The organism is Streptomyces sp. NPDC029014 (genome assembly GCF_055564695.1).
On record NZ_JBVHVT010000037.1, the window covers coordinates 1 to 22920 of the forward strand.

The 22920-nt window shown below is 74.7% G+C and carries 18 protein-coding genes; 5 read left to right on the forward strand and 13 right to left on the reverse strand.

Annotation, left to right across the window (positions count from 1 at the left end):
* Positions 1 to 141: 141 nt before the first annotated feature.
* From sbnA to ACZ4VL_RS21170, 9 genes are all read right to left on the reverse strand, one after another.
* Positions 142 to 1224: a 2,3-diaminopropionate biosynthesis protein SbnA gene (sbnA, locus tag ACZ4VL_RS21130; RefSeq protein WP_468202018.1), complete on the reverse strand. Its 1083-nt coding sequence runs from the start codon at positions 1222 to 1224 to the stop codon at positions 142 to 144.
* Positions 1225 to 1235: 11 nt separating this feature from the next.
* The gene (gene sbnB, locus ACZ4VL_RS21135) at positions 1236 to 2270 is read right to left on the reverse strand and encodes a 2,3-diaminopropionate biosynthesis protein SbnB (RefSeq protein ID WP_468202020.1); all 1035 of its coding nucleotides are present in this window, start codon (positions 2268 to 2270) and stop codon (positions 1236 to 1238) included.
* Complete coding sequence (locus ACZ4VL_RS21140; RefSeq protein ID WP_468202023.1) at positions 2267 to 3340, reverse strand: TauD/TfdA family dioxygenase; 1074 nt, start codon at positions 3338 to 3340, stop codon at positions 2267 to 2269. The genes sbnB and ACZ4VL_RS21140 overlap by 4 nt, the downstream gene beginning before the upstream one ends.
* Positions 3337 to 5985 (reverse strand): non-ribosomal peptide synthetase, encoded by a 2649-nt coding sequence (locus ACZ4VL_RS21145; RefSeq protein WP_468202026.1) that lies wholly within the window; start codon positions 5983 to 5985, stop codon positions 3337 to 3339. Before ACZ4VL_RS21145 ends, ACZ4VL_RS21140 begins: the two co-directional genes overlap by 4 nt.
* Before the next feature lie 5 nt (positions 5986 to 5990).
* Positions 5991 to 8591 (reverse strand): Pls/PosA family non-ribosomal peptide synthetase, encoded by a 2601-nt coding sequence (locus ACZ4VL_RS21150; protein ID WP_468202029.1) that lies wholly within the window; start codon positions 8589 to 8591, stop codon positions 5991 to 5993.
* Positions 8592 to 9440: 849 nt separating this feature from the next.
* Positions 9441 to 11003, reverse strand: a complete 1563-nt coding sequence (locus tag ACZ4VL_RS21155; protein ID WP_468202031.1) for a mucoidy inhibitor MuiA family protein — start codon at positions 11001 to 11003, stop codon at positions 9441 to 9443.
* 8 nt (positions 11004 to 11011) lie between these two features.
* Positions 11012 to 13135 carry a DUF4139 domain-containing protein gene (locus tag ACZ4VL_RS21160; protein WP_468202034.1) on the reverse strand — a complete coding sequence of 708 codons (2124 nt, stop codon included), beginning with the start codon at positions 13133 to 13135 and terminating at the stop codon, positions 11012 to 11014.
* Between the two features lie 191 nt (positions 13136 to 13326).
* Positions 13327 to 13815 carry a lamin tail domain-containing protein gene (locus ACZ4VL_RS21165; protein ID WP_468202036.1) on the reverse strand — a complete coding sequence of 163 codons (489 nt, stop codon included), beginning with the start codon at positions 13813 to 13815 and terminating at the stop codon, positions 13327 to 13329.
* Positions 13816 to 14149: 334 nt separating this feature from the next.
* A complete protein-coding gene (locus ACZ4VL_RS21170; RefSeq protein WP_468202038.1) occupies positions 14150 to 14419 on the reverse strand; it encodes a hypothetical protein in 270 nt (89 codons plus the stop codon).
* Between the two features lie 100 nt (positions 14420 to 14519).
* Here ACZ4VL_RS21170 and ACZ4VL_RS21175 point away from each other — a divergent pair, with 100 nt between their 5' ends.
* The gene (locus ACZ4VL_RS21175) at positions 14520 to 15581 is read left to right on the forward strand and encodes an NAD-dependent epimerase/dehydratase family protein (protein WP_468202041.1); all 1062 of its coding nucleotides are present in this window, start codon (positions 14520 to 14522) and stop codon (positions 15579 to 15581) included.
* 38 nt (positions 15582 to 15619) lie between these two features.
* Here the strand turns inward: ACZ4VL_RS21175 and ACZ4VL_RS21180 are convergent, their stop codons facing one another.
* Complete coding sequence (locus tag ACZ4VL_RS21180; protein ID WP_468202044.1) at positions 15620 to 16738, reverse strand: sensor histidine kinase; 1119 nt, start codon at positions 16736 to 16738, stop codon at positions 15620 to 15622.
* Complete coding sequence (locus ACZ4VL_RS21185) at positions 16735 to 17430, reverse strand: response regulator transcription factor (protein ID WP_468202198.1); 696 nt, start codon at positions 17428 to 17430, stop codon at positions 16735 to 16737. The genes ACZ4VL_RS21180 and ACZ4VL_RS21185 overlap by 4 nt, the downstream gene beginning before the upstream one ends.
* Positions 17431 to 17571: 141 nt before the next feature.
* On the opposite strand from ACZ4VL_RS21185, the gene ACZ4VL_RS21190 reads away from it, so the two are divergent.
* The 3 genes from ACZ4VL_RS21190 to ACZ4VL_RS21200 are packed head-to-tail and all read left to right on the forward strand — an operon-like array spanning position 17572 to position 19624.
* Positions 17572 to 18273: a glycosyltransferase family 2 protein gene (locus ACZ4VL_RS21190; protein ID WP_468202047.1), complete on the forward strand. Its 702-nt coding sequence runs from the start codon at positions 17572 to 17574 to the stop codon at positions 18271 to 18273.
* Positions 18270 to 18899, forward strand: coding sequence for a TIGR04282 family arsenosugar biosynthesis glycosyltransferase (locus tag ACZ4VL_RS21195; RefSeq protein WP_468202050.1), 630 nt, complete (start codon positions 18270 to 18272; stop codon positions 18897 to 18899). The genes ACZ4VL_RS21190 and ACZ4VL_RS21195 overlap by 4 nt, the downstream gene beginning before the upstream one ends.
* A complete protein-coding gene (locus ACZ4VL_RS21200; RefSeq protein ID WP_468202053.1) occupies positions 18896 to 19624 on the forward strand; it encodes a class I SAM-dependent methyltransferase in 729 nt (242 codons plus the stop codon). Before ACZ4VL_RS21195 ends, ACZ4VL_RS21200 begins: the two co-directional genes overlap by 4 nt.
* Here ACZ4VL_RS21200 and ACZ4VL_RS21205 read toward each other — a convergent pair.
* Together ACZ4VL_RS21205 and ACZ4VL_RS21210 are read right to left on the reverse strand one after the other, a co-directional pair.
* A complete protein-coding gene (locus ACZ4VL_RS21205; protein WP_468202056.1) occupies positions 19603 to 20040 on the reverse strand; it encodes a hypothetical protein in 438 nt (145 codons plus the stop codon). The genes ACZ4VL_RS21200 and ACZ4VL_RS21205 overlap by 22 nt on opposite strands.
* Positions 20037 to 21263: a molybdopterin-dependent oxidoreductase gene (locus ACZ4VL_RS21210; RefSeq protein WP_468202059.1), complete on the reverse strand. Its 1227-nt coding sequence runs from the start codon at positions 21261 to 21263 to the stop codon at positions 20037 to 20039. Before ACZ4VL_RS21210 ends, ACZ4VL_RS21205 begins: the two co-directional genes overlap by 4 nt.
* A gap of 113 nt (positions 21264 to 21376) precedes the next feature.
* Here ACZ4VL_RS21210 and ACZ4VL_RS21215 point away from each other — a divergent pair, with 113 nt between their 5' ends.
* Positions 21377 to 22768, forward strand: a complete 1392-nt coding sequence (locus ACZ4VL_RS21215; RefSeq protein ID WP_468202061.1) for a glycosyltransferase 87 family protein — start codon at positions 21377 to 21379, stop codon at positions 22766 to 22768.
* The last annotated feature ends 152 nt before the right edge of the window (positions 22769 to 22920 follow it).

The window sequence follows — 22920 nt, forward strand, 5'->3', positions numbered from 1 at the left end:
TCGGTTCCCCATGAGGAGGGGTCGCCGTCGGCCGCCGTCCTCCCCCCGGCCGAGTTCGTCCCCCCCCTCACGGGCAACGAACCCCGCCCCCCGCCGCCCCGGCGGCCCGCCCCGCAGCGGCAGGTGGTGGGCGGGACCGCCTCAGGTGCTCGTCGGGCGGGGGTTGGGGGAGGGCTCCGGCGTGGGCTCTACCGAGGGCGCTGCGGAGGGCTCCGGCATGGGATCCGCCGCGGGCGCTGCCGCGGGCTCTGCGGAGTGCCCCGCGGAGGGCTCCCCGATGGCGGATTCGCCGTAGAGGGCCCGCACCCAGTTGTCGTGGTAGACGGTGTCCAGGTAGCGCTCGCCGAGGTCGGGGGCTATGGCGACCGACGTGACGGCGGGGCCGTCGTGGCTGGCGAGCCAGTTCGTGGCGCCGCTGACCACCGTTCCCGTCGAGCCTCCGAAGAGGAAGCCGTGGTGGGCGAGTTCCCGGCAGGTGCGGACCGTGTCGGCCTCCTCGACGTGGACGACCTCGTCCACGTAGGACGTGTCGAGCAGGGGCGGGCGGACGCCCATGCCCAGGCCGGGGATCATCCGGCGTCCCGGCGGGCCGCCGAACGACACCGAGCCGACGCTGTCCACGGCGACGACGCGCACCGGCCGGCGCCAGTGCCGGAACCAGCGGGCACAGCCCATCAGGGTGCCGGTGGTCCCGGCACCCACGAACAGGACGTCCAGCTCGGGGAACTCGCGGGCGATCGCCGGCGCCGTGCTGCGGTAGTGCGCGTGCCAGTTGGCCGGATTGGTGTACTGGCTGAGCCACACCCAGCGACTGTCGGACGCGCACAGCGCCTCCACGTACGCGATGCGTGCCGCCAGGAAACTGTCGTAGGGCTTCGCGTTGTTGATGACGTGGACCTCGCTGCCCAGCGCCTCCATCATCAGCCTGGTCGCCAGGTTGCACCGGGAATCCGTCACGCACAGGAACCGGTAGCCCTTGCTCGCCGCGATCACGCTGAGGGCGACGCCCAGGTTTCCCGATGAGGATTCGACCAGTGCGGACCGCGAGTTCAGGACGCCTTTTCGCTCGGCGGACTCCACCATCGCGGCCGCGGCCTTCAGCTTGATCGACCCGGCGAAGTTGAACCCCTCGCACTTGAGGTACAGCGGGGAGCCGAGGACGGGTCGGAGGTCGACGTAGAGGTCGTCCTCGTTGAAGGCGTACGGAGATGAAATGACGGGCACGTGAGGTCTCCTCAGCCGTAGCGGGTGACTTCGTGGAAGAAGCCGTCGATGGTCTGCAGGTCTCCCGCGGCGCTGACCGTGTCGTAGACGTACTTGCCGACGGCGAGGTCCAGGATCCCGAGGCCGAAGGGCGAGAACACCACGGGTCGGTGCGCCGGTATGGAGACCCGGCCGGTGATGACGTCGTCCAGCGTTCCGTGCAGGAACCGGTGGTTGCCGGCGAGTTCCTCGGTCAGCTGTGCGGAGGTGCCGGCGCGCAGGCAGTGCTCGACGTCGTCGACGATGTTGGTCGAGGCGAGGAGGACCGCCGGGGCGAGGTCCCGCAGGGAGATGTGCAGCACGACGGGACGGTGGCCGAACCAGCTCGGGTCGGTGATGTGGGGCTCGGAGGCGACGGTGGCGAACACCACCAGGTCGCTGACGCGGATCAGCTCCTCCGGGTCGTCGTGCACCGCGATGAGGCTGGTGCTGCCCGACTGCTCCAGGTAGGTGCGGAAGGAGGCCGCGTTGCGCGTGTTGACGTCGTGCACGCCGATGGCCTCGAAGTTCCAGCCCGTGGCGGTCAGGAAGCCGTGGATGTAGCGGGCGATCAGGCCCGACCCGATGAATCCGACGCGGGTGGGGCGGGGGCGGCCCCGGGTGAGCCGGTCCGCGGCCAGGACCGCCGAGGCGGCCGTCCTGGTGGCGCTGATGATGGAGCCTTCGAGGCAGGCGAAGGGGTAGCCGGTCACCGGATCGTTGAGGACCAGCACGGCGGACGCCCGGGGCAGCCCGAACTCGGTGTTCTCGGGGACGCTGGCGACCCATTTCAGCCCGTCCACCCGGTTCGCTCCGCCGAGGGCGGCGGGCAGCGCGATGATGCGCGAGGAGGGGCGGTCGGGGAAGCGGAGGAACAGCGAGGGCGGGTTGACGCTGCGGCCGGCTCCGTGCAGGCGGTACGTCTCCTCCACGAGCTCCACGATGTGCTTCTCGTTCCCTTCCAGCGCCCGTCGGACCTGCTCGCCCGGGATCACCGCGAAGGGCGGCACCAGTCGGTCGGTGGTCATGTCAGGGTCACCTCGATCGTCGGTTCGCAGTCGGCTGCGCGCCGGGGGTCGGCCAGACCGACCACCACCTGGCGGGCGCCCTCGAAGGCCTCTCTGGCGTGGGCGGTGCGGAGGTTGTCGACGAGGAGCAGGTCACCGGCCTCCCACGGGCGGCGGACCGTGTGCGCCTCGTACACCTCGTTGATCACCCGGACGGTGTCCGCGTCGAGCGGGTCGCCGTTGCCGTAGTGGGTGTTGAAGGGCAGGCCTTCCGGCCCGTACTCGTCGACGAGGTACTCGCGGATCTCGGGGGCCAGCGTCCACTCGTTGAGGAACGCGATCTGGTTGAACCAGCAGCGGTGGCCGGTCTCCGGGTGCCGCAGTACGGCGCTGCGGCGCTGCCGGGTGCGCAGGGTGCCGTCCGGGAGCCATTCGAAGGCGATGGCGTGGGCCCGGCAGTGGCGCTCGACGGCGTCCCGGTCCTCGGATCCGAACGCGTCCGTCAGCGAGGCGCCGATGTCGTTGCCGTAGGTACGGGTGAGCAGCCACCCCTCGCGCTGGAAGCGCTGGGTGATCTCGGCCGGGAGCGCGTCGAGCACCACGGAGGCGTCCGCCACGGTGGTGGCCCCGCCGGCGGTGGGCGCAGTGATGCAGCCGAAGAGCATCAGTGACGGGAACTCGGTGGTGTAGCTGAGCTCGTGGTGCATGCACATGGGCTGGTTAGGCGGCCAGGTCGACGAGGAGTAGACCCCTTCGGAGTGGGTCTCGCGGGGAGCGAAGGCCTCCCTCTCGGTCAGGGGGACCGCGCCGAGCTGCCGCAGCGCGCGGTCGACGTCCGCCGGGTCCGCGATGCCGAGGCCGCGGACCAGGACGGCGCCGTGGTCGAGGAGGGCTCCGCGCAGCATGTCGCGCTGCTCGCCGACCCAGGTGGAGGTGTCCGCCGTGCCCGGGACGTGGAGCAGCGGCAGGCCGTCCGTCGGCCCCGTCCCCGGTCCCTGCCCCGGCCCCGGCCGCGGTTGCGCCGTGTCCTGTTGGCCCGTACCGGACATCGCGACGGAGGCTGCGGAAGCAGCGGAGGGTGCTGAGGTCATCGGGGGCTCCTGTCGGTTTCGTCGGCGGACGGGGTGGGACGGGTGGTTGCGGTGCCCGGTGCGGGCCCGGCCGGGGCGGGCGTGGACGAGGTGGACGTGGACGAGGTGGACGTGGACGAGGTGGACGTGGGCGTGGACGGGGTGGGCGCGGAGCGTTCCTCGACCAGCCGCGCGAGGTCGGCGAGGGCCGGGCAGTCCGCCAGGTCCCGGAGGGTGACCGCGCGGTCGAGGGCGACCGCGACCCTGAGGGCGGTCAGTGAGGTGCCGCCCAGGTCGAAGAACCGGTCCTGCCGGTCGATCCGCCCCTCGGGAAGCCCCAGGGCCGCGGCCCAGGCCGCTGCGACCCGGCGTTCGGCAGGCGTCTCCGGGGGCTGCCGGCGGTCCGCGGCCGCGCCCTGCGGGCCGTCCGCGGCGGGCGGTGCGGTCAGGGCGGCCAGGGCCTTGGTGTCGGTCTTCCCGTTGGCGGTCAGCGGCAGGGCCGCGAGCCGGTGGAAGACGGACGGGACCATGTACGCGGGCAGCATGCCGCTGAGCGCGTCGCGCAGCAGGGGCGTCTCCAGCGGTGCGGCCGCGGTGTAGAAGGCGGCGAGGTGGCGGCCGTCCCCGGGGGGACCGGCGGCGATCACGGCGGCCTCCCGGACGCCCGGCACGCGCAGCAGGGCGTTGTCGATCTCCTCGATCTCGATGCGGAAGCCGCGGATCTTGACCTGGGTGTCCCTTCGGCCGAGGTACTCCACGGTCCCGTCCGGCAGCCAGCGGCCGTAGTCGCCGCTGCGGTACAGGCGGCTGCCCCGGTGGTGCGGGTCCGGCCCGAAGGCGAGCCGGGTGCGTTCGGGGTCGTTGACGTACCCGCGGCCCACGCAGACCCCGGACAGCACGATCTCGCCGGGTGCGCCGAGCGGGACGGGGTTGAGGTGGCGGTCCACCACGTACAGGCGGATGTTGTTGACGGGGCGGCCGAGGGGGATGCGCGCGGCGTCGGGCACCCGGTCCATGACCTGGTGGTTGGTGTCGTCCGAGGTTTCGGTGAGGCCGTACGCGTTGACGAGCGTGATCCCCGGCTCGGCCGCGAACCAGCGCTCGACGAGCTGCTTCTTGACCGCCTCGCCCGTGACCGACACGCAGCGCAGGTCCGGGAGGGCGCGGGGGTGCCGTTCCAGGAGGGACAGCAGCGTTTCGAGGTACGAGGGCACCACCTGCAGGACGCTGACCCGGCCGTCGGTGACGGTGTCAAGGAAGCGTCCGGGATCGAGGATGTCCTCCTGGCCGACGATCAGGGTCCGGCCGCCGGTGAGCAGGCCGGACAGCAACTGCCACAGGGAGATGTCGAAGCACTGGGGTGCGGTCTGGGCGACGGTGTCCGCCTCGCCGATGCCGAGGTCGTCGATCTTGGCGTAGAGGTGGTTGAGCAGTCCGGCGTGCTCGCACATCGCGCCCTTGGGCTCTCCGGTGGAGCCGGAGGTGAAGAAGATGTAGGCGAGCGACTGCGGCCGGACGCGCACGCCGGGGTCGTGCGGGGCGTAGGAGGCGTACGGGTCGTACGGACCCTCCTGGGGCGCGGGGAGGGTGAAGACGCGCATCTCGGGCAGGGCGTCCAGGGCCCGGCTGAGGCCGGCGGCGCTGCCGTTCTCGGTCAGGGCGAAGCGGCACTCGGCGCGGGTGAGCATGGTGGCGATGCGGTCGGCCGGGAAGTGCGGCTCGACCGGCAGGTACGCACCGCCGGCCTTGAGGACGGCGAGGACGGCCGCGAGCCAGCCCAGGTTGCGTTCGGACACCACGGCGACGACGTCCTCGCGGCGCAGCCCGTGGGCCAGGAGGGCGTGGGCGAGCCGGTTGGCGCGGGCGTTGAGCTCGGCGTAGGTCCACTGCAGGTCGCCGTGGAGGGCGGCGATCCGGTCGGGGTGGGCGGCCGCCCGCTGCTCGAACACCTCGTGGGCGCGGAGGTCCGGGAGCCTGCGGGCCGCTCCGCCGAGCTCTTCGAGCTGGTGGTGGAGCTCGGCGGGGCCGAGCAGGCTCTGGGGCCCGGGTGCGGCGTCGGGGTCGGCGGCGATGTGCCGTAGTGCGGTGAGGTGGTAGCCGGCGATCCTGGCGGCGCAGTCGGCGTCGATCAGGTCGGTGCGGTAGTGCAGCTCCAGCAGGTGCCGGCCGTCGCTGCCGCCGGTCAGGGCCACGTGGAGCGGGGTGCCGGGGTCGGGGCGGGCGCCGCCGTACGGGTCGAACACGATCTCGGGCCGCGGCGCGGAGGCGGGCGCGGGCGGGGCCGCGGCGCCGGAGGCGGGGAGGCCGGGGGCCGGGGGTGCGGCCGCCGCCGCGTGCGTGTCCCGTACGAGCTCGCGCCACGAACCGGGAGTGGACGTCGCCGGGCGGCAGGGCCGCGCGGCGCCGTCGACGCCGGTGACGTGGCCGGCGGGGATCCCGTCCTCGCCGGAGAGGGCACCGAGGACCTTGAAGTGGGCGGCCAGGACCACCGTCGTGAGCGGGGTGCCGAGCTCGCCCGCGAGCCGTTCCAGTGCGGTGGCGAGCGCTCCGGGGATCGCGGTGCGGTACTGCGCCGTTCCCTGGACGGGCGTCCGGGTCCAGCGGGGCAGGACGGTACCCGCGGAGGGGGTGTCGGCGTGCGGTGCGGTGGGCGCTGTAGTGGTCATCACTTTCACCTCCGAGGGTCCGTGTCGGGCAGGTTCATGCTCCGGGCCGGGTTTCCGCCCCAGACCTCCCCCGGGGGGACGCTCTCGCCCTTCATGAGGAAGGAGTCGGGCGCGAGCTCCACGCCGTCCGCGACGGTCACGCCGTAGTGCACGAGGGCGTTGGTCCCGAGCGTGCAGCGGGCGCCGATCACGCTGAGATCCGATTTGAAAGCGCCGTCCTCCTGCGAGTGGCACTGGACGGCGCACGCGGCGTTCAGGGTGCACTCGTCGCCGATGGTGACCATCGGCCGTTCGGGAAAGAAGCACCCGTCGTCGAAGACCCGGCGGCCGATCCGGACACCCAGCATCCGCCACAGCAGCGGCTTGAACGGGGTGCCGTTGAACAGGCGTACGTACCCCTCCGAAGGAACCTTCCAGTAGCGCTCCCGCTGCCAGAACCGCCGGTCGTAGATCGAGCAGAACAGCGGGCCGGGCCGGTTCAGGGCCGAGATCACGCGCTCGACGAGGACGAGGTACACGATGCTGAACAGGATGGCGGCGTAGTTGGCCAGGACGACCGCCGCGCCTCCGAGGTCGTCGTAGGCCTCGGCACCGACCGCGAAGATCAGCGAGACCACGAAGAACTGGAACCAGCGCACGACCAGGAAGTGGCTCATCGTGGCCACGTTGTGCCGGTTCTTGGCGGGCAGGAGCCGGCGCGCGGTCTCGGGGCCGTCCGGGCCGGCGAGGTCGCCGTCCCTGCGGACCGACCGGGGGATCTCGAAGCTGGGCGAGCCCAGCAGCCCCACCCCTTCCCGGACCTCGCCGTCGACCGGCACCATGACCTTGGTCGCGAGCAGGCAGTTGTCGCCGGTCCTGCCACGGGAGGGGTAGGCGATCCGGTTGCCGAGGAAGTTGTCCGCGCCGATCGAGACCCGGGACACCCGGAAGGACGTGCTGGAGAAGTCGGCGTTGTTGATCGACAACCCGTCGGCGACCATGGTTCCGCGTCCTACGGTCGCCAGGTGCGGCGTCTCGTGCCGCACCTCCGTGCCGAAGTTCGAGCCGGTCTGCTCGACGGGGGAGAGGTCGTAGCCGATGCGCCCCAGGTAGTGGACGATCGCCGAGCTGTCGCCGAACAGCCGCGTCAGGAAGCGCCGGTTGCTCAGCAGAGTGATCGCCCGGTACACACCGTAGTGGATGCCGTACAGGGGGTAGACGCGGTCCGGGGTGAGCGCCCGGCCCAGCAGGCGCGGCACGGTGGCGACCATGAGGAGGGCGAGGGCCAGGCCGCCGAAGAACAGCAGCGCGGACGCCACCAGGGCCTCGACGTAGAACTGCCAGGTCGCCAGGGCCGTCGGGCCGGGCTGCAGGGCGGAGGCGAGCTGCGGGACGTTGTCCACGATGAGCCACGCGCCGCCGGCGATGGCCGGAAGGTAGACCAGCAGTGCGGTCAGGATCTGCAGGACGCCGTGCAGGGTCCTTCGCAGCGTGCCGCACCGGGCCGGGGCCACGGCCCGGAAGTCGGTGTCCGTGGGGACGGCGGGCGATCCGTGCCAGCGCTCGTCCGACGGCACCGACTGCCCGGCGTGGAGCGAGGACGCGTGACCGAGCTGGGCGCGGTCCCCGAGCGACGTCCCGATGTCGAGGACGGAAGCCTCACCGACCACCGCGTCCTCGCCCAGGGTGACCGGGCCGGTCTCGATCAGGCCGTCCCGGGCCCGGTAGCAGCTGAAGTGGACGTCCTTGCGGATCACGGATCCGTCGCCGATGGTGAGCAGGTCCGTACACACCGGCGCGATCCGGGAGAAGACGGTGACTCCGCGGCCTATCCGCGCACCGAGGGCTCTGAGATAGAGGACGTACAGCGGCGAGCCGACGAAGAGCACCAGCGGGTTGGCCCGGACCAGGGTCCGGACGACCCAGAAGCGGAAGTAGGCGAGGCTCCAGACGCGGAGCCGGACGGGCTTCCACCTGCCGACGAGGGTCCACTTCACGAGGACCGGGAAGGCGCAGAGGAAGAGGAAGGCCACCGTACCGGCCACGACCGCGCGCATGTACTCGCCGACCACGCCGTCACCGGCGGCTATCCACACGTAGCCCAGGGCCGCCGCGTAGGCCAGGAAGCCGGAGTAGGCGAGGAACGCCATGAGCTGGAGTGCGCCGCAGAGGTGGAAGTGGGGTTTTCCGCGCACGGTCGGGGGAGGGGCCTCGATCGGGCCGATCGTTGTGGCGGGCGCGTCGCGTATGCCGACCGTGCCCGCCGTGTCGGCTATGCCAACCGTGCCGGATGCGGCCGGGAAGGCGTCGGAGGGGGGCGGTGCCGCCGGTGCGACCGCCGCCACCAGGCCGCTGATCGTGGGGTTCCGGTAGACGTCCTTCATGGAGACCGACGGCAGTTCCGGGTGCTTCCTGACCAGGGCGCAGAAGTGCGCCATGACCAGGGAATCGGCCCCCAGGTCGGCGAAGAAGTCGGCGTCCACGGACACGGTGGGCGCGTGGGTGACGTCGGCGAGCAACCGGGCGAACGTCTCTTCGACGTTCGTGAAGGGACTGGTCGGCCCGCCCGCTTCGGCTGAGAGCGCCTCCGCCGGAGGGGGCACTTCGCTGACCTGCTTTCCCGTCATCTCTCGCTCCCTGAAGATCGTCTCACAACCCATGTTCGAAGCAAAACGGAAAAATAGCCACCTAAACCCAGCAAACAGAATTTTTCGTGCCAAGACACATGTTTCGGGCACGATCCGTGGCCGTGGTCACACCATGCGAAGTCGTGACGGTGGTCGGCAACCGATGGGTGAGGGGGGCCGCGGGCCCGTGCGAGTGCCCGCTCACCAGGGCTTTTGCCGTGCTCCGCCCCGGGTTTGGCGGCGAGGCGGTGTCGCGGTCGGAAGCCCTGCGTGGTGGCGCGGTACGCTCCGCGCACGGCTGCGGTTCCGGCCCCTCCGGCCGTTCAACCCGGCGGTTCAGCAATAGAGTTCGTTGATCGCAGGGCCGAGAGTGGGGCCGGGTGCGGTGATGGTGTCCGGCTGTCGGACGGGTCCGGGGCGATCGGCCTGCGGCGATCGCCCATCCGAGTGAGCGAATCCCTATGCAGGGCACGTTCTCCGGCCTCGGGGGCGACGCACTTCCCGGTCGCTCACGGGCCCGTTGCCGGCCGGGCCGGGCCGTGCGGTGGGTTCCGGACCGGTTCCGCCGCCCCGAGAGCCGTCCCGCGACCTGGGGGCGTCCGCCCCGGCGGATGCGCTTCTCGGTACGGACCCGCCCACGCTCCCTCGGGCGGGCGGCCCCGTTCCGTCAGTGCAGGTACGTGCGAAGCGGTGGCCGCGGTGTCGTGACGGGCGGGCGCGGGGCCGGGGGAGCCGGCCCCGTCCCGCGGCCGGGAGCCCGAACTGCGAAAGGCCATACGGTAGTTCGGCCGCTACGCCGCCCAAGTCCTGGGCGGCGGCGGCAAGTCGACGGGCGGGTCCCCGTCGGGCTCAGAGCCCGGCGACCTTGGCGCTCGCCGACAGTTCGTAGACCAGGGTGACGGTGCGGCGGCCCCCGGGCGGGAGGGCGACGTCCCAGCGGGCGATGCCTTCGGCGTCGACCGCTTCGGGCGCCGGGGAGCAGGCCTCCTTGCGCAGGCGCACCTCCACCGCCGAGACCTCGGAGACCGGGATCCTCTCCCGGAGGGCGACGGCCCGTTCGCCGTGTTCCCCGGGGGCGGAGAACCGGGACACGTGCAGCCGGACGGTGCGGGTGACGACCGTCCGCTGCGTGATGCCGACGGAATCGCGGGACTCCTCCGCACGCCGGACCACCCGGAGGTCGTCGCAGCTGCCGAAGGCGAGCTCGACGGGGGCGCCGGGTGCGGTGAAGTCCAGGCTGCCGCGGCCGCTGAACCCGCTGCCGCGCACCAGGTCCACGGGTCCGGCGAGCAGCGCGTGCCCGGACCGGTTGCCGAACCGCACCACTTGGGTGACCAGCGGGGACAACTCGGGCGAGCAGGCGTACTCGCTGGTCGCGGACGTGGTGAAGGAGGAGAGCGGGACCCGGTGGGCACGGCCGTCGGCGGGCACGCAGACCGGGGCGGGGGCGCTCAGCACGCGCGTCTCGCCGCCGTCGTCCACCCCCGGCAGGCCGAGCACCGGGGCCGGGCCGAGGTCCCCCGTCTCCTCCTCGCGCAGCTCGACGTCGACCGTGCGGCGCTCCGCGGCGGTGCGGTCCTTGAGCGTCAGTCGGTCCTCGCCCAGGCGCGGGGGATCGGTGGCCAGCGCCGACCGCGCCGTCGACAACGTCAGGCGTACGTCCGTCCAGTCCTCGCCGGTGCGCTGCCAGACCACCGCGTCGCTCTCCAGCGTCAGCGAGTCGCCGTCGAGCACGGCCCGGTAGGCGGGCCGCCACAGCGCACACGCGGTGAGGTGGCTCAGGCGCAGCCCGACGGGCCCGGCGACCGCGGACTCCACGGTCAGCTCGATGTGGCCGACCAGCTCGGCGGGTTCCTCCTCGGCGAGGGCCATGGCCCGCTCGACCTCGCCGAGTTCGGCGCCGAGCGCGCTCAGCCGGGTCTGCGCGGCGCGGATTCGTTCGCCGTGCGCGTCGCGCTCGGCGTCCACCCGGTCCAGTTCGCGAGCCCAACGCGGGGCATCGGCCTCTCCGGAGCCGGCGCCCTCGCGGATCTCCCGCAGGAGGTCGGCGGCGAGGCGGCCGAGCAGGTCGAGACGGGTGTGCAGGCGGTCGCGGCGCTGTTCCAGGGCGACCCGCTCCTCTTCGAGGGCGTGCACGCGCCGGCGCAGGGCGGAGTCGTCATCGGCGGAGGGCAGGGGCCCGCGCGGCGTCCAGGTGCGCACGATCCGCGCGTCGAGCACGGTCGCGGTGTGATCGGCGGTCAGTTCGGCATGGAGGGTGCGGTCGACGGCCAGCGCACTGACCGGGCCCAGACGCAGGCGCTGGACCCCGGCCGCCAGGTCGAGCGTGACGGCGCGCTCGACGTGGGCGCGGTCCTCCAGGCAGGTGACGGCGGTGACGGGGAGGGCTATCGGCTTCGGTGCCGTGGACATGGCGTGTGTCAGCTCCTGCGGTTGCCGCCGACCAGGGCCTTGCCGGCCGGGATGCGGATCTCGTAGCCGCCGTCGAGGGCGGCGGTGCCGCCGGCGGGCAGGTCCACCCGCCAGACGCGGGTGCCCGGGGCGTGGTGTTCGTGGCCGGCACCGGTGCCGGTGTCGGTGTCGGTCTCGGGCGCGGTCCAGTCGGCCCGTTCCTCGATCCGGACGTCGGGTTCGGTGGTGACCGGCACGCGCTCGCGGACCTCGACCGTGACGGGCTTCGCGAGCCGGTTGGCCAGCTCGACGTGGACGCGGTGGTCGAGGACGGTGATGTTGTTGCGCAGGCCCGCGGTGGACTCGTGCAGGTTCGTGCGCCGGATGACCCGCACGCCCTCGGCCGCCCCCAGCCCCACCCGGCAGACCCCTCCGGGGGCGAGCGTGGGCAGTGCGGCGGTCAGCAGGTAGTCGTCGTCGACGGTGACCTCGACGGGGCCGGCCAGCAGCGCCTGGTCGGTGGCGTTCGAGAGCACCAGCGTCGCGTACACGGTCTGCTCCACGGACGGCACGCACAGGTACTCGGTGCGCAGCCCGACCGGGATCTCGGTGACGGTGACGGTGTGCCAGGTGCCGTCCGACGGGATGTCGGCGGGCGCGGCGGCGTCGTAGCGGTGGTCGAAGGAACCCGCCGACTGGCGGGGACGCACGGCGTGTCCGGGCAGCGGCAGCCCGGCCACCGTTTCGGCACGGCGGCGGTGCTCGCCCGCCGCCGGATCCGCGGGAGCGCCCGGGAACAGCCTGCCCCGGCGACCGCCGTGTTCGTCGGGGCCGCTCAGGACGAGGGCGGCGTAGTCGAGTTCGGTATCGCTCGGCTGCGGCGGACCGGCAGGCGCTTCCGGCGCCGGCGCAGCCCGCCCGGGAGCCGCAGGCGCCATGGGGCCACCGGGGGCCGCAGGTGCCGCGGTTGCCGGAACCATGCCGAACCCGCCCCTGCCCCGCGGCCGACCGGACGGCTGCAACGCCCTGGGCAGGGCCGCGTCGGGTGTCTCCCCGTCGGGTCCCGCGAACGCGGCGGGCGGCGCGCCGTAGCCCCGCGGCGCCGGCGGAGGCGGCGCGAGCGGCGGCGGAACGGGACCGGGTGCGGCGCCGCCCGCGGCAGCCCGGGGCGCGGGGGCGGCCCCGACCATGACGGGTGCGGCGGCGGCCGGAGCCGGGCGGGGGCCCACGGCCTCGTACCCGGCGAACAGGTCGGCGAGCCCGGCCGGCGGCTCGCGCCAACCGGACGGCGCCGGGGCGGGCTGCCGGCGGCCGATCCGGATCGAGCGCAGCCTCGGCAGGTCGGTGCGGCGCCGCAGGTCGGCGGTGGCCAGGGCGATACGTACGCCGTTCCAGTCCTCGCCGGTCCGCTGGGCGACGGAGGCGCGCAGCACCAGACGCCCGGTGCCGTCGCCCTGACGGTGGGTGAGACGGTACGCGGGTACCCACACGGCGCCCGGCACCCCGTACTCCAGCTCCAACTGCAGTTCCTGCCCGGCCTCCGCGCCGTCGCAGCCGTCGAGGCTCAGGACGGCGCAGACGGTGGTCTCCACGTGTGCCGACGGCACGTCCGTGGAGGCCCGGTCGAGCCGGTCCGCGGCGACGTCGAGCTCGTGCGCGACGCGGAGCAGGGCCTGCTCCAGCTCGACGAGACGGGTGTGCAGGGCCGTCAGCCGCTCGTCGACGAAGTCGGCGAGCTCCAGCCAGGCGTCGACCGGGGCAGTGCGGTGCGGGTCATCGCGCCTGCGGGCCGGCGGCACCGGATGCAGCCCCCTGACCTCCTCGATCAGGCCCAGCTGGCGGTCCCGGCGGCCCCGCGCGGCCGCGTACTCGTCACGCAGCTGCTCGACCTCGCGCCGCAACGCGTCGCGCGTGCCGGTGTCGAGCGGCTCGGCCTCGACCTCCACCCGGGCCTCCGTGACGCGCACACCGGAGGGGCGCAGCACGCGGACCCGCAGGGACCCCGGGTCGAGCGAGCGCGGCAGTCCCGTCACCCGCAGCCGGCCGTCCGGCGGCACGGGACCCCGGGCCAGCCGACGGCAGAGGGCGCCCTGCGCGTACACCACGACGGAATCGAGGGTGGAACCCCACCTCTGCTCTGTCCCGGTCGTCATCTGCTCCGCCGCCCCCCGCGTTCCGCTTCCGTGCTGACGGAAGCTTACGCCTGCGCGGGCCACTCCCTCGCGCCGCGGTCCGAGCACGCCCGCGCCCGCCCGGGATTGCCGGACGGGCGCGGTTGCGGAGGGTGGGTAGGGCAGTTCACCGGTGCCGCAGGTGAGACTGCCGGTGTGGCGGGTGGTGAGGATCAGCCGTGGCGCCGGCTACCGCGGTTGCCCCAGGACTCGGTGTCGACGACGTTGCCGCGGTTGTCGCGGAGCGTGACGGTGTCGCGCTCGTCCCAGACCTGGTGGCGGCGGTTCCAGTAGACGTCCTGGTGGGTGTCGCGGCCCTGGCCGGTGTGGACCTTGACGCTGGAGCGGCCGTCGAGGCGGAAGTCGCCGAAGCGGTAGCGGTTGCCGTCCCGGTCGGTGAGCGTGTAGCCGCGCAGGTTGAGGCTGTGGCGGCCGGTGTTCTTCAGCTCGACCCATTCCCGGTTCAGGGCACGGCTGGAGCGGTCGCTGACGCCCCGACCGCCGTGCTGGACACCGTCGATGACGACCGAGGACGGGGCGGCGCTGCGGTGACCGCGCCGGTGGTCGTCGTCGGCGGCGGCCGGTACGGCCGCCGCGCCGATCAGGGTGCCGGCGGTCAGGAGCGCGGCGAGAGCACGGCGGGCGACGAGAGAAGCAGACATGAAGATGACTCCTCCAAGAGACGCTACGACCCGGCCTGGTGCGGCCGGGCAGCCTCCGAACGGTTCCCGGCGTCCTGCCGGGCAGGCACACTCTGACGCCCGAAGCCCCCCGAGTGCGGCTCATTCGGCCCGTGTTGCTCAATCCGGATATGTCCGTAACCCTCCCGTGTGCCGGGCAAGGGTCAAGGCCGTATTGACGCCCGGAGGTCGGCCGTCCGGCGCGAGCCCGTGGGAGGTCTGCGGACGGGGCGTCCCGGCGGCCCGACTCCGAAGCCGGCCCCGCCCTTCGCCCTTGGGCCGAACGGGTTCAGCGACGTGTAACAGCCTCGCCCGTTCAGTCGCTGCGGCCGCGGGCCCCGGTCGCGTACGCGACCAGGACGCCGGCCAAGGCCCCCCACACCAGCCCCTGGCCCCCGGCGTACCACCAGCCGAGGACGCAGGACACCACGGCGACGGCCGCCCCGGCCACGAGCGCCTGCCGGTCCTTGAGGAACTCCCAGTCCGCCCGGCCCCGTCCGGGCTCCCGGAGTTCACCGACCGCGATGCGGACGACCAGGACCGCCAGGACGAAGACGGCGGTGAGCAGAGCCGGTTCCAGTTCCACGGTGCCTCCTCCCACGGGCTTCCTGCCGAACGATGACGGAAGCCTTACGGCCCGGTGCGGGAGCGACCACCACCGCCGGGGACTCCGTAGCGTCTGCGACATGCGAGTACTCGTCACAGGAGGAGCCGGTTTCATCGGCGCGCACGCGGTGGCCGCGCTGGCGGCCGGTGGCCACGAGCCGGTGGTGTTCGACGCCCTGCTGCCCGCCGCCCATCCCACCGCCCCCGATCTGCCGGGAGCCGAGTTCGTGCGGGGCGACGTCCGGGACCCGGACGCCGTGCGCGCCGTCCTGCGCGGCGTGGACGCCGTGTGCCACCAGGCGGCGATGGTGGGCCTCGGGAAGGACTTCGCGGACGCGCCCGCCTACGTGTCCTGCAACGACCTGGGCACGGCGGTGCTGCTGGCCGCCATGGCCGGAGCCGGCGTACGACTCCTGGTGCAGGCGGGGTCGATGGTGGTGTACGGCGAGGGGCGCTACGAGTGCCCGGTCCACGGGCCGGTCCGGCCGGGCCCCCGGGCGGCCGCGGACCTGGAGGCGGGCCGGTTCGAACCGCGCTGCCCGCGGTGCGCGGCGGACCTGGTGCCCGGCCTGGTCGGCGAGGACGCCGCCACCGATCCGCGCAACGTCTACGCGACGACCAAGCTGGCGCAGGAGCACCTGGCCGCCGCATGGGCACGGGCCACCGGCGGGCGGGCGGTGTCGCTGCGCTACCACAACGTGTACGGCCCCGGGATGCCGCGCGACACCCCGTACGCCGGGGTGGCGTCGTTCTTCCGGTCCGCGCTCGCCCGGGGCGAGGCACCGCGGGTGTTCGAGGACGGCGGCCAGCGCCGGGACTTCGTCCACGTGCGGGACGTGGCGGGGGCGAACGCCGCCGCACTGGCCGCCCTGCCGGGGCTGCTCGCGGGCAGCCACACCGCGTACAACGTGGGGAGCGGCGACCCGCGCACCGTGGGCGAGATGGCGACGGCCCTCGCGGCGGCCCACGGCGGCCCGGAGCCGGTGGTGACGGGCGAGTTCCGGCTCGGCGACGTACGGCACATCACCGCCGACTCGTCCCGGCTGCGCCGCGAGCTCGGCTGGCGCCCGGAGGTCGGCTTCGCCGCGGGCATGGCCGAGTTCGCGCGGGCACCACAGCGGGCCCCGGCGGCCCCGGCCTAGCCGGTGCCGAGCAGTCGGCAGCGCGCGCCGCCCCATGGTCAGCCGCCCGCCCCGGCGAGCGGCAGGGTCACCTCGAAGCGGCAGCCGCCGGGCACGTTACGGACCTCGGCGCGCCCCGCGTGGGCTTCCACGATGCCGCGGACGATCGCCAGCCCGAGCCCGGCACCGGCCGGGGGCGTCCGGGCCGGACTGCCGCGCCACCCGGTGTCGAAGACCCTCGGCAGGTCCTCCTCCGGAATGCCGCCGCAGCCGTCCGAGACGGACAGCACGGCGCCCTCCTCGCGCCGGTCGACGCGCACGGCGACGGTGCCGTCCGCCGGGGTGTGCCGGATGGCGTTGACGAGGAGGTTGACCAGGACCCGCGTCATCTCCTTGCCGTCCACCTCGACCGGCACGTGCACGATGTCCTCGCCGAGCAGCCGTACGCCGCGTTCCCGGGCGAGCGGGTCGGCGCCCAGCAGGGCGTCGGCCGCCAGGTCCCGCAGGGAGACCCGGCTGCGGGCCAGCTCCAGGGCCCCGGCGTGGATGCGGGACAGCTCGAACAGGTCGCCGACCATGGTGTCGAGGCGTGCCACCTCCGTGCGGATCTGCCGGTGGTAGCGGGCGGGATCGGCGGCCACGCCGTCCTCCAGCGCCTCCGCCATGGCCCGCAGCCCCGCCAGCGGGGTCCGCAGGTCGTGGGAGATCCAGGCGACCAGCTCGCGCCGCGAGGTCTCCAGGGCGCGCTCGCGTTCCCGGGAGTCGGCGAGCCGGGCGCTGGTGGCGGCCAGCTCGCGGCTGAGCTCGGCGAGCTCCGCCGTGGCCCTGGCCGGCGGGGCGGCGAAGGTGCCGCCCTCGCCGAAGTCCCGGGCGGCCAGGGCGAGGTCCCGGCTGCGGGCGACGACCCACCGGCCGAGCAGCAGTGCGGTGGCCAGCGAGACGACGGCGGCCATGGCCACGACGAGGGTGACGACGGTCAGGTCGTGCGGCGACAGGAACATCGCCCACGCCACGGCGAGCGTGCCGGCGAGCATGGCCGTGACCGTGACCGCGGCGACCACGGTCAGCGACACGGCGACCGACCGGTGGCGCAGCAGCCGCAGCGCCAGGGCACCGAGCGCGCCCGCCCCGGCCGCACCGCCGAAGGCGAACAGGGCGATCAGCAGGACGTCGTTCACGGCGTCGACTCCTCGCCGGGCGCGTCGAAGCGGTAGCCGACGCCCCAGACGGTCTGGATGAGCCGCGGCGCCGCCGGATCGTCCTCGATCTTGGCCCGCAGCCGGCGCACGTGGACGGTGACGGTGGACAGGTCCCCGAAGTCCCAGCCCCACACCTCCCGCATCAGCTCCTCCCGGGCGTGCGCCCTCCCCGGACGCGCGAGGAAGTGCGCGAGCAGGTCGAACTCCCGCAGGGTGAGCGCGAGCACCTCGCCGTTCCTGGAGGCCTGGCGGGTCTCCCGGTCCAACCGGATGCCGCCCCCGCACAGGACGGCCCGCCCCGGCTCCGCCGCCATCGCGGTGCGGCTGCGACGCAGTACGGACTCGACCCGCAGGACCAGCTCGCGGGGGCTGAACGGCTTGGTGACGTAGTCGTCCGCGCCCAGTTCCAAGCCGGTGATCCGGTCGTCCTCGTCCCCGCGGGCGGTCAGCATGATCACCGGCAGGGGGCCGTCGGCGCGCAGGCGGCGGCACACCTCCAGCCCGTCGATGCCCGGCAGCATCAGGTCCAGGACGACCAGGTCGGGCCGTTGCCGGGCGACGCAGGCCAGGGCGGCGGGGCCGTCGGCGGCGTGTTCGACGGCGTGGCCGGCCCGGTGCAGGTAGCCGGTGACGACCTCGGCGACGGTCGGATCGTCGTCGACGACGAGGATCCGGGCGGGGGGCAGGGGCGTACTCATGCCCCCAGCCTCGCACCAACCGCCTCCCGCCGCCGCGCCCAAGCCCCGCAGCAGCTCCGACGTCCGCGTTTCGTAAGGGGTTGATGTCCGCCATATCCCCCGGGAGTTCCTACGGTGGCAGGCGTGACCGAACACACCGTGGACGTCGTCCTTCCCTGTCTGAACGAGGCCGAAGCCCTGCCCTGGGTCCTCGCCCGCATCCCCGCCGGCTGGCGGGCCCTGGTGGTGGACAACGGCTCCACCGACGGCTCCGCCGACCTCGCACGCTCCCTCGGCGCCACCGTCGTGTCGGAGTCCCGGCGCGGCTTCGGCGCCGCCTGCCACGCCGGACTGCTCGCCGCCGACGCCGAGTTCGTCTGCTTCTGCGACTGCGACGCCTCCCTCGACCCCGGACTGCTCACGGGCTTCGTCGCGTCCGTCGCCGCGGGCCGGGCCGATCTCGTGCTCGGCCGGCGCCGGCCCCGCGGACCGGGCGCCTGGCCGCTCCACGCCCGCGCCGGGAACCTCGCCCTCGCGCACATGCTGCGCCGCCGCACCGGGCTGCGCCTGCATGACCTCGGCCCGCTGCGGGCCATGCGGCGCGAAGCAGCCCTCGCCCTCGCACTCACCGACCGGCGCTCCGGATACCCGCTGCAGATGGTCGTCCGGGCCGCCGACGCCGGGTGGCGGGTCCACGAGGAGGACGTCCCCTACCTGCCCCGGGCCGGCAGGTCCAAGGTCACCGGCACCTGGCGGGGCACCTGGCACGCCGTCCGCGACATGCGCGCGGTCCTCGCCGAACCCCCGCACACCGCCGCCCTCGGAGGGACGCGATGACCAGCCTCCTCGTGATCGCCAAGCAGCCCCTGCCCGGCCGGGTCAAGACCCGGCTCACCCCGCCGTACACCCCCGGCGAGGCGGCGGCCCTGGCCGAGGCGGCCCTCGCCGACACCCTCGACGCCGTGGCCGCCACCCCGGCCGACCGGCACGTCCTGGTCCTCGACGGCTCCCCGGGCCCGTGGCTGCCCCGCGGCTTCGAGGTCCTGCCCCAGTGCGCCGGCGGCCTGGACGCCCGCCTCGCCGCGGCCTTCGCCCACTGCACCGGCCCCGCCCTGCTCATCGGCATGGACACCCCCCAGGTCACACCGGACCTCCTCGCGCCCGCCCTGACCTTCGACCGGTGCGACGCCTGGTTCGGCCCGGCCGCCGACGGCGGGTTCTGGGCCCTGGGCCTGGCCGCCCCCGACCCCGCCCTCCTGCTCGGCGTACCCATGTCCGTACCGGAGACCGGAGCCGTCCAGTACGAGCGGCTGCGCGCGGCCGGGCTCCGCACCGGCCTCCTGCCGTGCCTACGGGACGTGGACACGGCCGCGGACGCCGCCGAGGTCGCCGCCCGCGCCCCGGCCGGGCGCTTCGCCGCCCTCCACCACCGCCTGAACTCCGGCACGCAGGACACCCGATGACCGCCCCCACCAGCCCGCACGCCCCCTCCGCCCCCGGCCCCGCGTGGTGCGACGACCCCTACGACCGCGCCCTGCACACCGGGCGGGGTCCCCTCTTCCTGCGCCGAACGGACGGATGGCTGCTGCCGCTGGACGTCGAACGCTGGTGCACCGAGGCCGACGCCGCCGACCGGAGCGTGCTCGCCCGCTGCCGCGGCACCGTCCTCGACATCGGGTGCGGCCCGGGCCGGCTCGTGGCCGCGCTGGCCGAACGCGGCCACCGGGCACTCGGCGTGGACGTGAGCCCCGCCGCCGTGCGCCGCACCGTGCGCCGGGGCGGCACCGCCCTGTGCCGGTCGGTGTTCGGACCCCTGCCCGGGGAAGGCCGCTGGACCACCGCCCTGCTCATCGACGGGAACATCGGCATCGGCGGCGACCCCGCGACGCTGCTGCGCCGCACCGCCGCCCTCCTGGCCCCCGGCGGACGGCTGATCGTGGAGGCCGCTCCGGTCGAGGTGGACGAGCGCTGCGAGGTACGGCTCGACGACGGCCGCGGCGACCTCGGCCCCGCCTTTTCCTGGGCCCGGGTGGGCCCCGAGGCCCTGGCCCGCCACGCCACCGGCGCCGGCTGGCGGACCGGCCCCACCTGGTCGGCCGCCGGCCGCCACTTCACCGAACTCATACGCGGCCCGCACCCCGGCGAACCCGTACGCGTACCCGGACCTCAGTCCCCGGGCAGGGTCTGACGGCGGGTCCGGGGCGCCCTCGCCCGCCGCCACGAGCGGGGCAGGACCACGACACCCGCGGCCACCACCGCGACCACGGCCAGGACCAGCACCAGGTTGCGCGCGTACGGCAGGGGGAGCGCCGACGGGTTCGCCGGCGCCCCCGGCCGCAGCAGCACCGGCAGCGTGACCAGCACCAACGCCCCGCAGGTGATCAGCGCCCCGCGCACCACCGGCCGGGCCGACCCGGCCGCCACCAGCAGTCCCACGGCGAGCACCAGCGGTGCGAGGACCCCGTCGTGCAGCACGAGCGCGCCCGCCAGCCACCCCAGCACCCCCTCCCGGTGGGGCTGCGCCGCGAGATGCCACGCACCGATGCCGACCAGCAGCAGACCGAGCCCGCCCAGGGCCCAGCGGACCGCGGACACGGACCTCACAGGACCTCCAGCCGGGCGACCCACTTGGTCTGCAGCACGCCGGGCCGGTTCGGCGCGATGATCCGCGCCGGGTAGCCGTGGTCGGCCGACAGCACCTGCCCGTTCAGCCGCAGCGCGAGCAGGGTCAGCGGGTCCTGCGCGTACTCCCGTCCCATCTCCGTCACCCGGTACGCGCCGCGCGCTTCCAGGGACACCACCCGCAGGCCCGAGCCCGGCGGCGCCCCCGCCCGCTCCAGCAGGTCGCGGATCCGCACACCGCTCCAACGGGCCTCCGCGCTCCACCCTTCCACGCACGCGATCGACAGCCGCGCCGCGGCTTGCGGCAGCGCCGCGAGCTCGGCGAGGGACAACCGGTACGGCACCGGCCCCAGCACTTCCAGCTGCCAGTCGCGGACCGCGGCAGCGGTCACCCCCGCCGCGGCGGCCGTCCGGTTGACCGGCAGGCCCTGGGGCCCGTACCCCGGGTGACGGGGCGCCAGCAGGTCGAGGGGGGCCAGCGGGGTGAACGCCTGGCCGACCGTGGTCACGGTCACCGCTCCCACGGCCGCCCCCACCCCGAGCAGCAGTCCCCGCCGGTCCGGGCCGTCCCGTCCTTCGCCGGGCAGCGCGAGGGTGCCCGCGGACCGGCGACTCCAGTGCGCCCGGATGTCCGGCGCCTTGACCGCGAGGTGCAGCAGCACCGACCCGGCCACGACCCAGGACACGGCGTAGTGGACGGGTACGAAGGAGAACGGAAAGGGATACCACTCGGCGATGTTCAGCAGCCCCGTCAGCACCTGGAAGACGGCGGAGGCCACCAGCACCGCCACGGACAGCCGCTCCAGGCCGTGCCGCACCGACCGCACCGGCGGCCACACGAACAGCCGGGGATAGACGGCCCACAGCTTCACCAGCAGCAGCACGATCGCGGCCAGGCCCACCCCGACGTGCAGCCCCTGGGTCAGCCGGTACCCCCACACGGGCCGCGAGGGCAGGTGGTCGAGCAGCCACCCCGGCGGGTGCTGGAGGACGTGGCTGACCAAACCGGTCAGGAAGCACACGGCGAACGCCGCGCCCAGCCACCGCCCGACGGCGGTGGCCGTCCGCGCGTCGTGCAGCCGCCCCGAGGACCCGGGCGGGCGGAGTGCGGGCGGGCGCAGCGACGGCAGGCGGAGCGCGGGTGGGCGGAAGGCGGGCAGACGGAGACGGGGCAGGGCCGGGCACCGGCCGGATCGAGAGCGCATGCACCCATGCAACCGCGGCCACCGGCCGCGCAGGCCGTCCCGGGACCTTACGAATCGCGGACGCCGTGCCGTGCCCGGCTCCCCGGCGCGCCTCCTGCTGCGAGGGTGACGGGGTGACCCATCCGCCCCTCACCGCACCCGTTTCCGCCCGGCGGGCGACGGCGGCCACCGCGGCCCTGCTGGCCGTGTTGACCGCCGTGCTCGTCCGCACCGTCCGCAAGGACGGGTACTTCGCCGACCCGGCCGGCCTGTCCTGGTGGTACGCCGCCTGCTGGGCCCTGTTCGCGGTGGCCGTCCTGGCCCTGCGCCGGGTGCCCGCCCGGCACGCCGCCGCGCTCGTCCTCGCCGGGGGCATCGCCGTCGCCGTCACCGGCCTGGTCACCCCGCCCCGCACCAGCACCGACTCGTTCCGCTACGCCTGGGACGGCCGGGTGCAGGCCACCGGCACCTCGCCCTACGACCACGCCCCGGCCGACCCGGCGCTGGCCCCGCTCCGCGACGCCTGGCTCTTCCCCACCGGGGCCGCCTGCGGAGGACCGGACCTCGCCCCCGTCTCCGAGGACGTCTGCACGCGCATCAACCGCCCCCGGGTCCACACCGTCTACCCCCCGGCCGGCGAGCTCTACTTCCTCCTCGTGCACACCGTCTCCCCGCACGGCGTGCGCCACAAGGCGCTCCAGGTCGGCGGCGCCGTCCTCGCGGTCGGGACCACCCTGGTGCTCCTGCGGATCCTGCGCCGCCGGGGCGACCCGCGCACCGCCGCCTACTGGGCCTGGTGCCCCGCCGTCCCCGTCGAAGCCGTCAACAACGCCCACGTCGACACCCTTGCCGTCCTGCTGTCCGTCGCCGCCCTCGGGCTGACGGTCCGCCACCGGGTCGCCGGCGGAGCCCTCCTGGGCCTGGCCGCCGCCGTCAAGCTCCTGCCCGCCGTCCTGCTGCCCGGCGCCCTGTCGGGCGTACGCCGGGCGCGCGACGCCGCGGCCACCCTGGTGCCGGCCGCCGCGGTCCTCGCCGCGCTCTACCTCCCGTACGTCCTCCTCTCCCACTCCTCCGTCCTCGGCTACCTCGGCGGCTACGCCGCGGAGGAGGGCTACCAGGACCCCTCGTCCCACGACCGCTACGCGCTCCTGCGCCTCGTCCTGCCCGACTCCTGGGCCGTCCCCGCGGTGGTCGCGGGCATGCTCGCGGTGAGCCTGTACGTGATCCGCCGGGGCGATCCGGAGCGCCCGTGGAGCGGAGCCCTCCTCGTCACCGGGACCGCCTTCCTCCTGATGACCCCCGGGTACTCCTGGTACGCCCTGCTCCTCGTCGCCCTGGTGGCCCTCGACGGCCGCTGGGAATGGCTCGGGGTCGCCGTCGCCGGCGCCGCCGCCTACATCACGGCCCGCGCGGTCCCCGGCGCCGCGACGGCCGCCTACGCGGCCGCGGCCCTGGCCGTCGCCTGCGGCTGGGCGCTGCGCTCCGCACCGCTGCGGCGCGCGAACGCCACCGCCCGCGCCCGCTGACACCGGTACCGGACGGGCCCGTGGCGAACCGCGCGCCACACGATGGGCTGAACCGGCGGGCGGCCCGACCACCGCCCCCGGGCACCGCGGTTACGTTTCCCCCGGACGCGGCCGTGCGGGGCGGGGTTCGGCGGGCGTGGACGCGGGGGAGC

Bases quoted from the DNA above. Each gene is read 5' to 3' on its own strand.
- sbnB (WP_468202020.1), bottom strand. From the start codon at position 2,270: ATGACCACCGACCGACTGGTGCCGCCCTTCGCGGTGATCCCGGGCGAG.
- ACZ4VL_RS21140 (WP_468202023.1), bottom strand. From the start codon at position 3,340: ATGACCTCAGCACCCTCCGCTGCTTCCGCAGCCTCCGTCGCGATGTCC.
- ACZ4VL_RS21145 (WP_468202026.1), bottom strand. From the start codon at position 5,985: ATGACCACTACAGCGCCCACCGCACCGCACGCCGACACCCCCTCCGCG.
- ACZ4VL_RS21150 (WP_468202029.1), bottom strand. From the start codon at position 8,591: ATGACGGGAAAGCAGGTCAGCGAAGTGCCCCCTCCGGCGGAGGCGCTC.
- ACZ4VL_RS21155 (WP_468202031.1), bottom strand. From the start codon at position 11,003: ATGTCCACGGCACCGAAGCCGATAGCCCTCCCCGTCACCGCCGTCACC.
- ACZ4VL_RS21160 (WP_468202034.1), bottom strand. From the start codon at position 13,135: ATGACGACCGGGACAGAGCAGAGGTGGGGTTCCACCCTCGATTCCGTC.
- ACZ4VL_RS21165 (WP_468202036.1), bottom strand. From the start codon at position 13,815: ATGTCTGCTTCTCTCGTCGCCCGCCGTGCTCTCGCCGCGCTCCTGACC.
- ACZ4VL_RS21175 (WP_468202041.1), top strand. From the start codon at position 14,520: ATGCGAGTACTCGTCACAGGAGGAGCCGGTTTCATCGGCGCGCACGCG.
- ACZ4VL_RS21195 (WP_468202050.1), top strand. From the start codon at position 18,270: ATGACCAGCCTCCTCGTGATCGCCAAGCAGCCCCTGCCCGGCCGGGTC.
- ACZ4VL_RS21200 (WP_468202053.1), top strand. From the start codon at position 18,896: ATGACCGCCCCCACCAGCCCGCACGCCCCCTCCGCCCCCGGCCCCGCG.
- ACZ4VL_RS21210 (WP_468202059.1), bottom strand. From the start codon at position 21,263: ATGCGCTCTCGATCCGGCCGGTGCCCGGCCCTGCCCCGTCTCCGTCTG.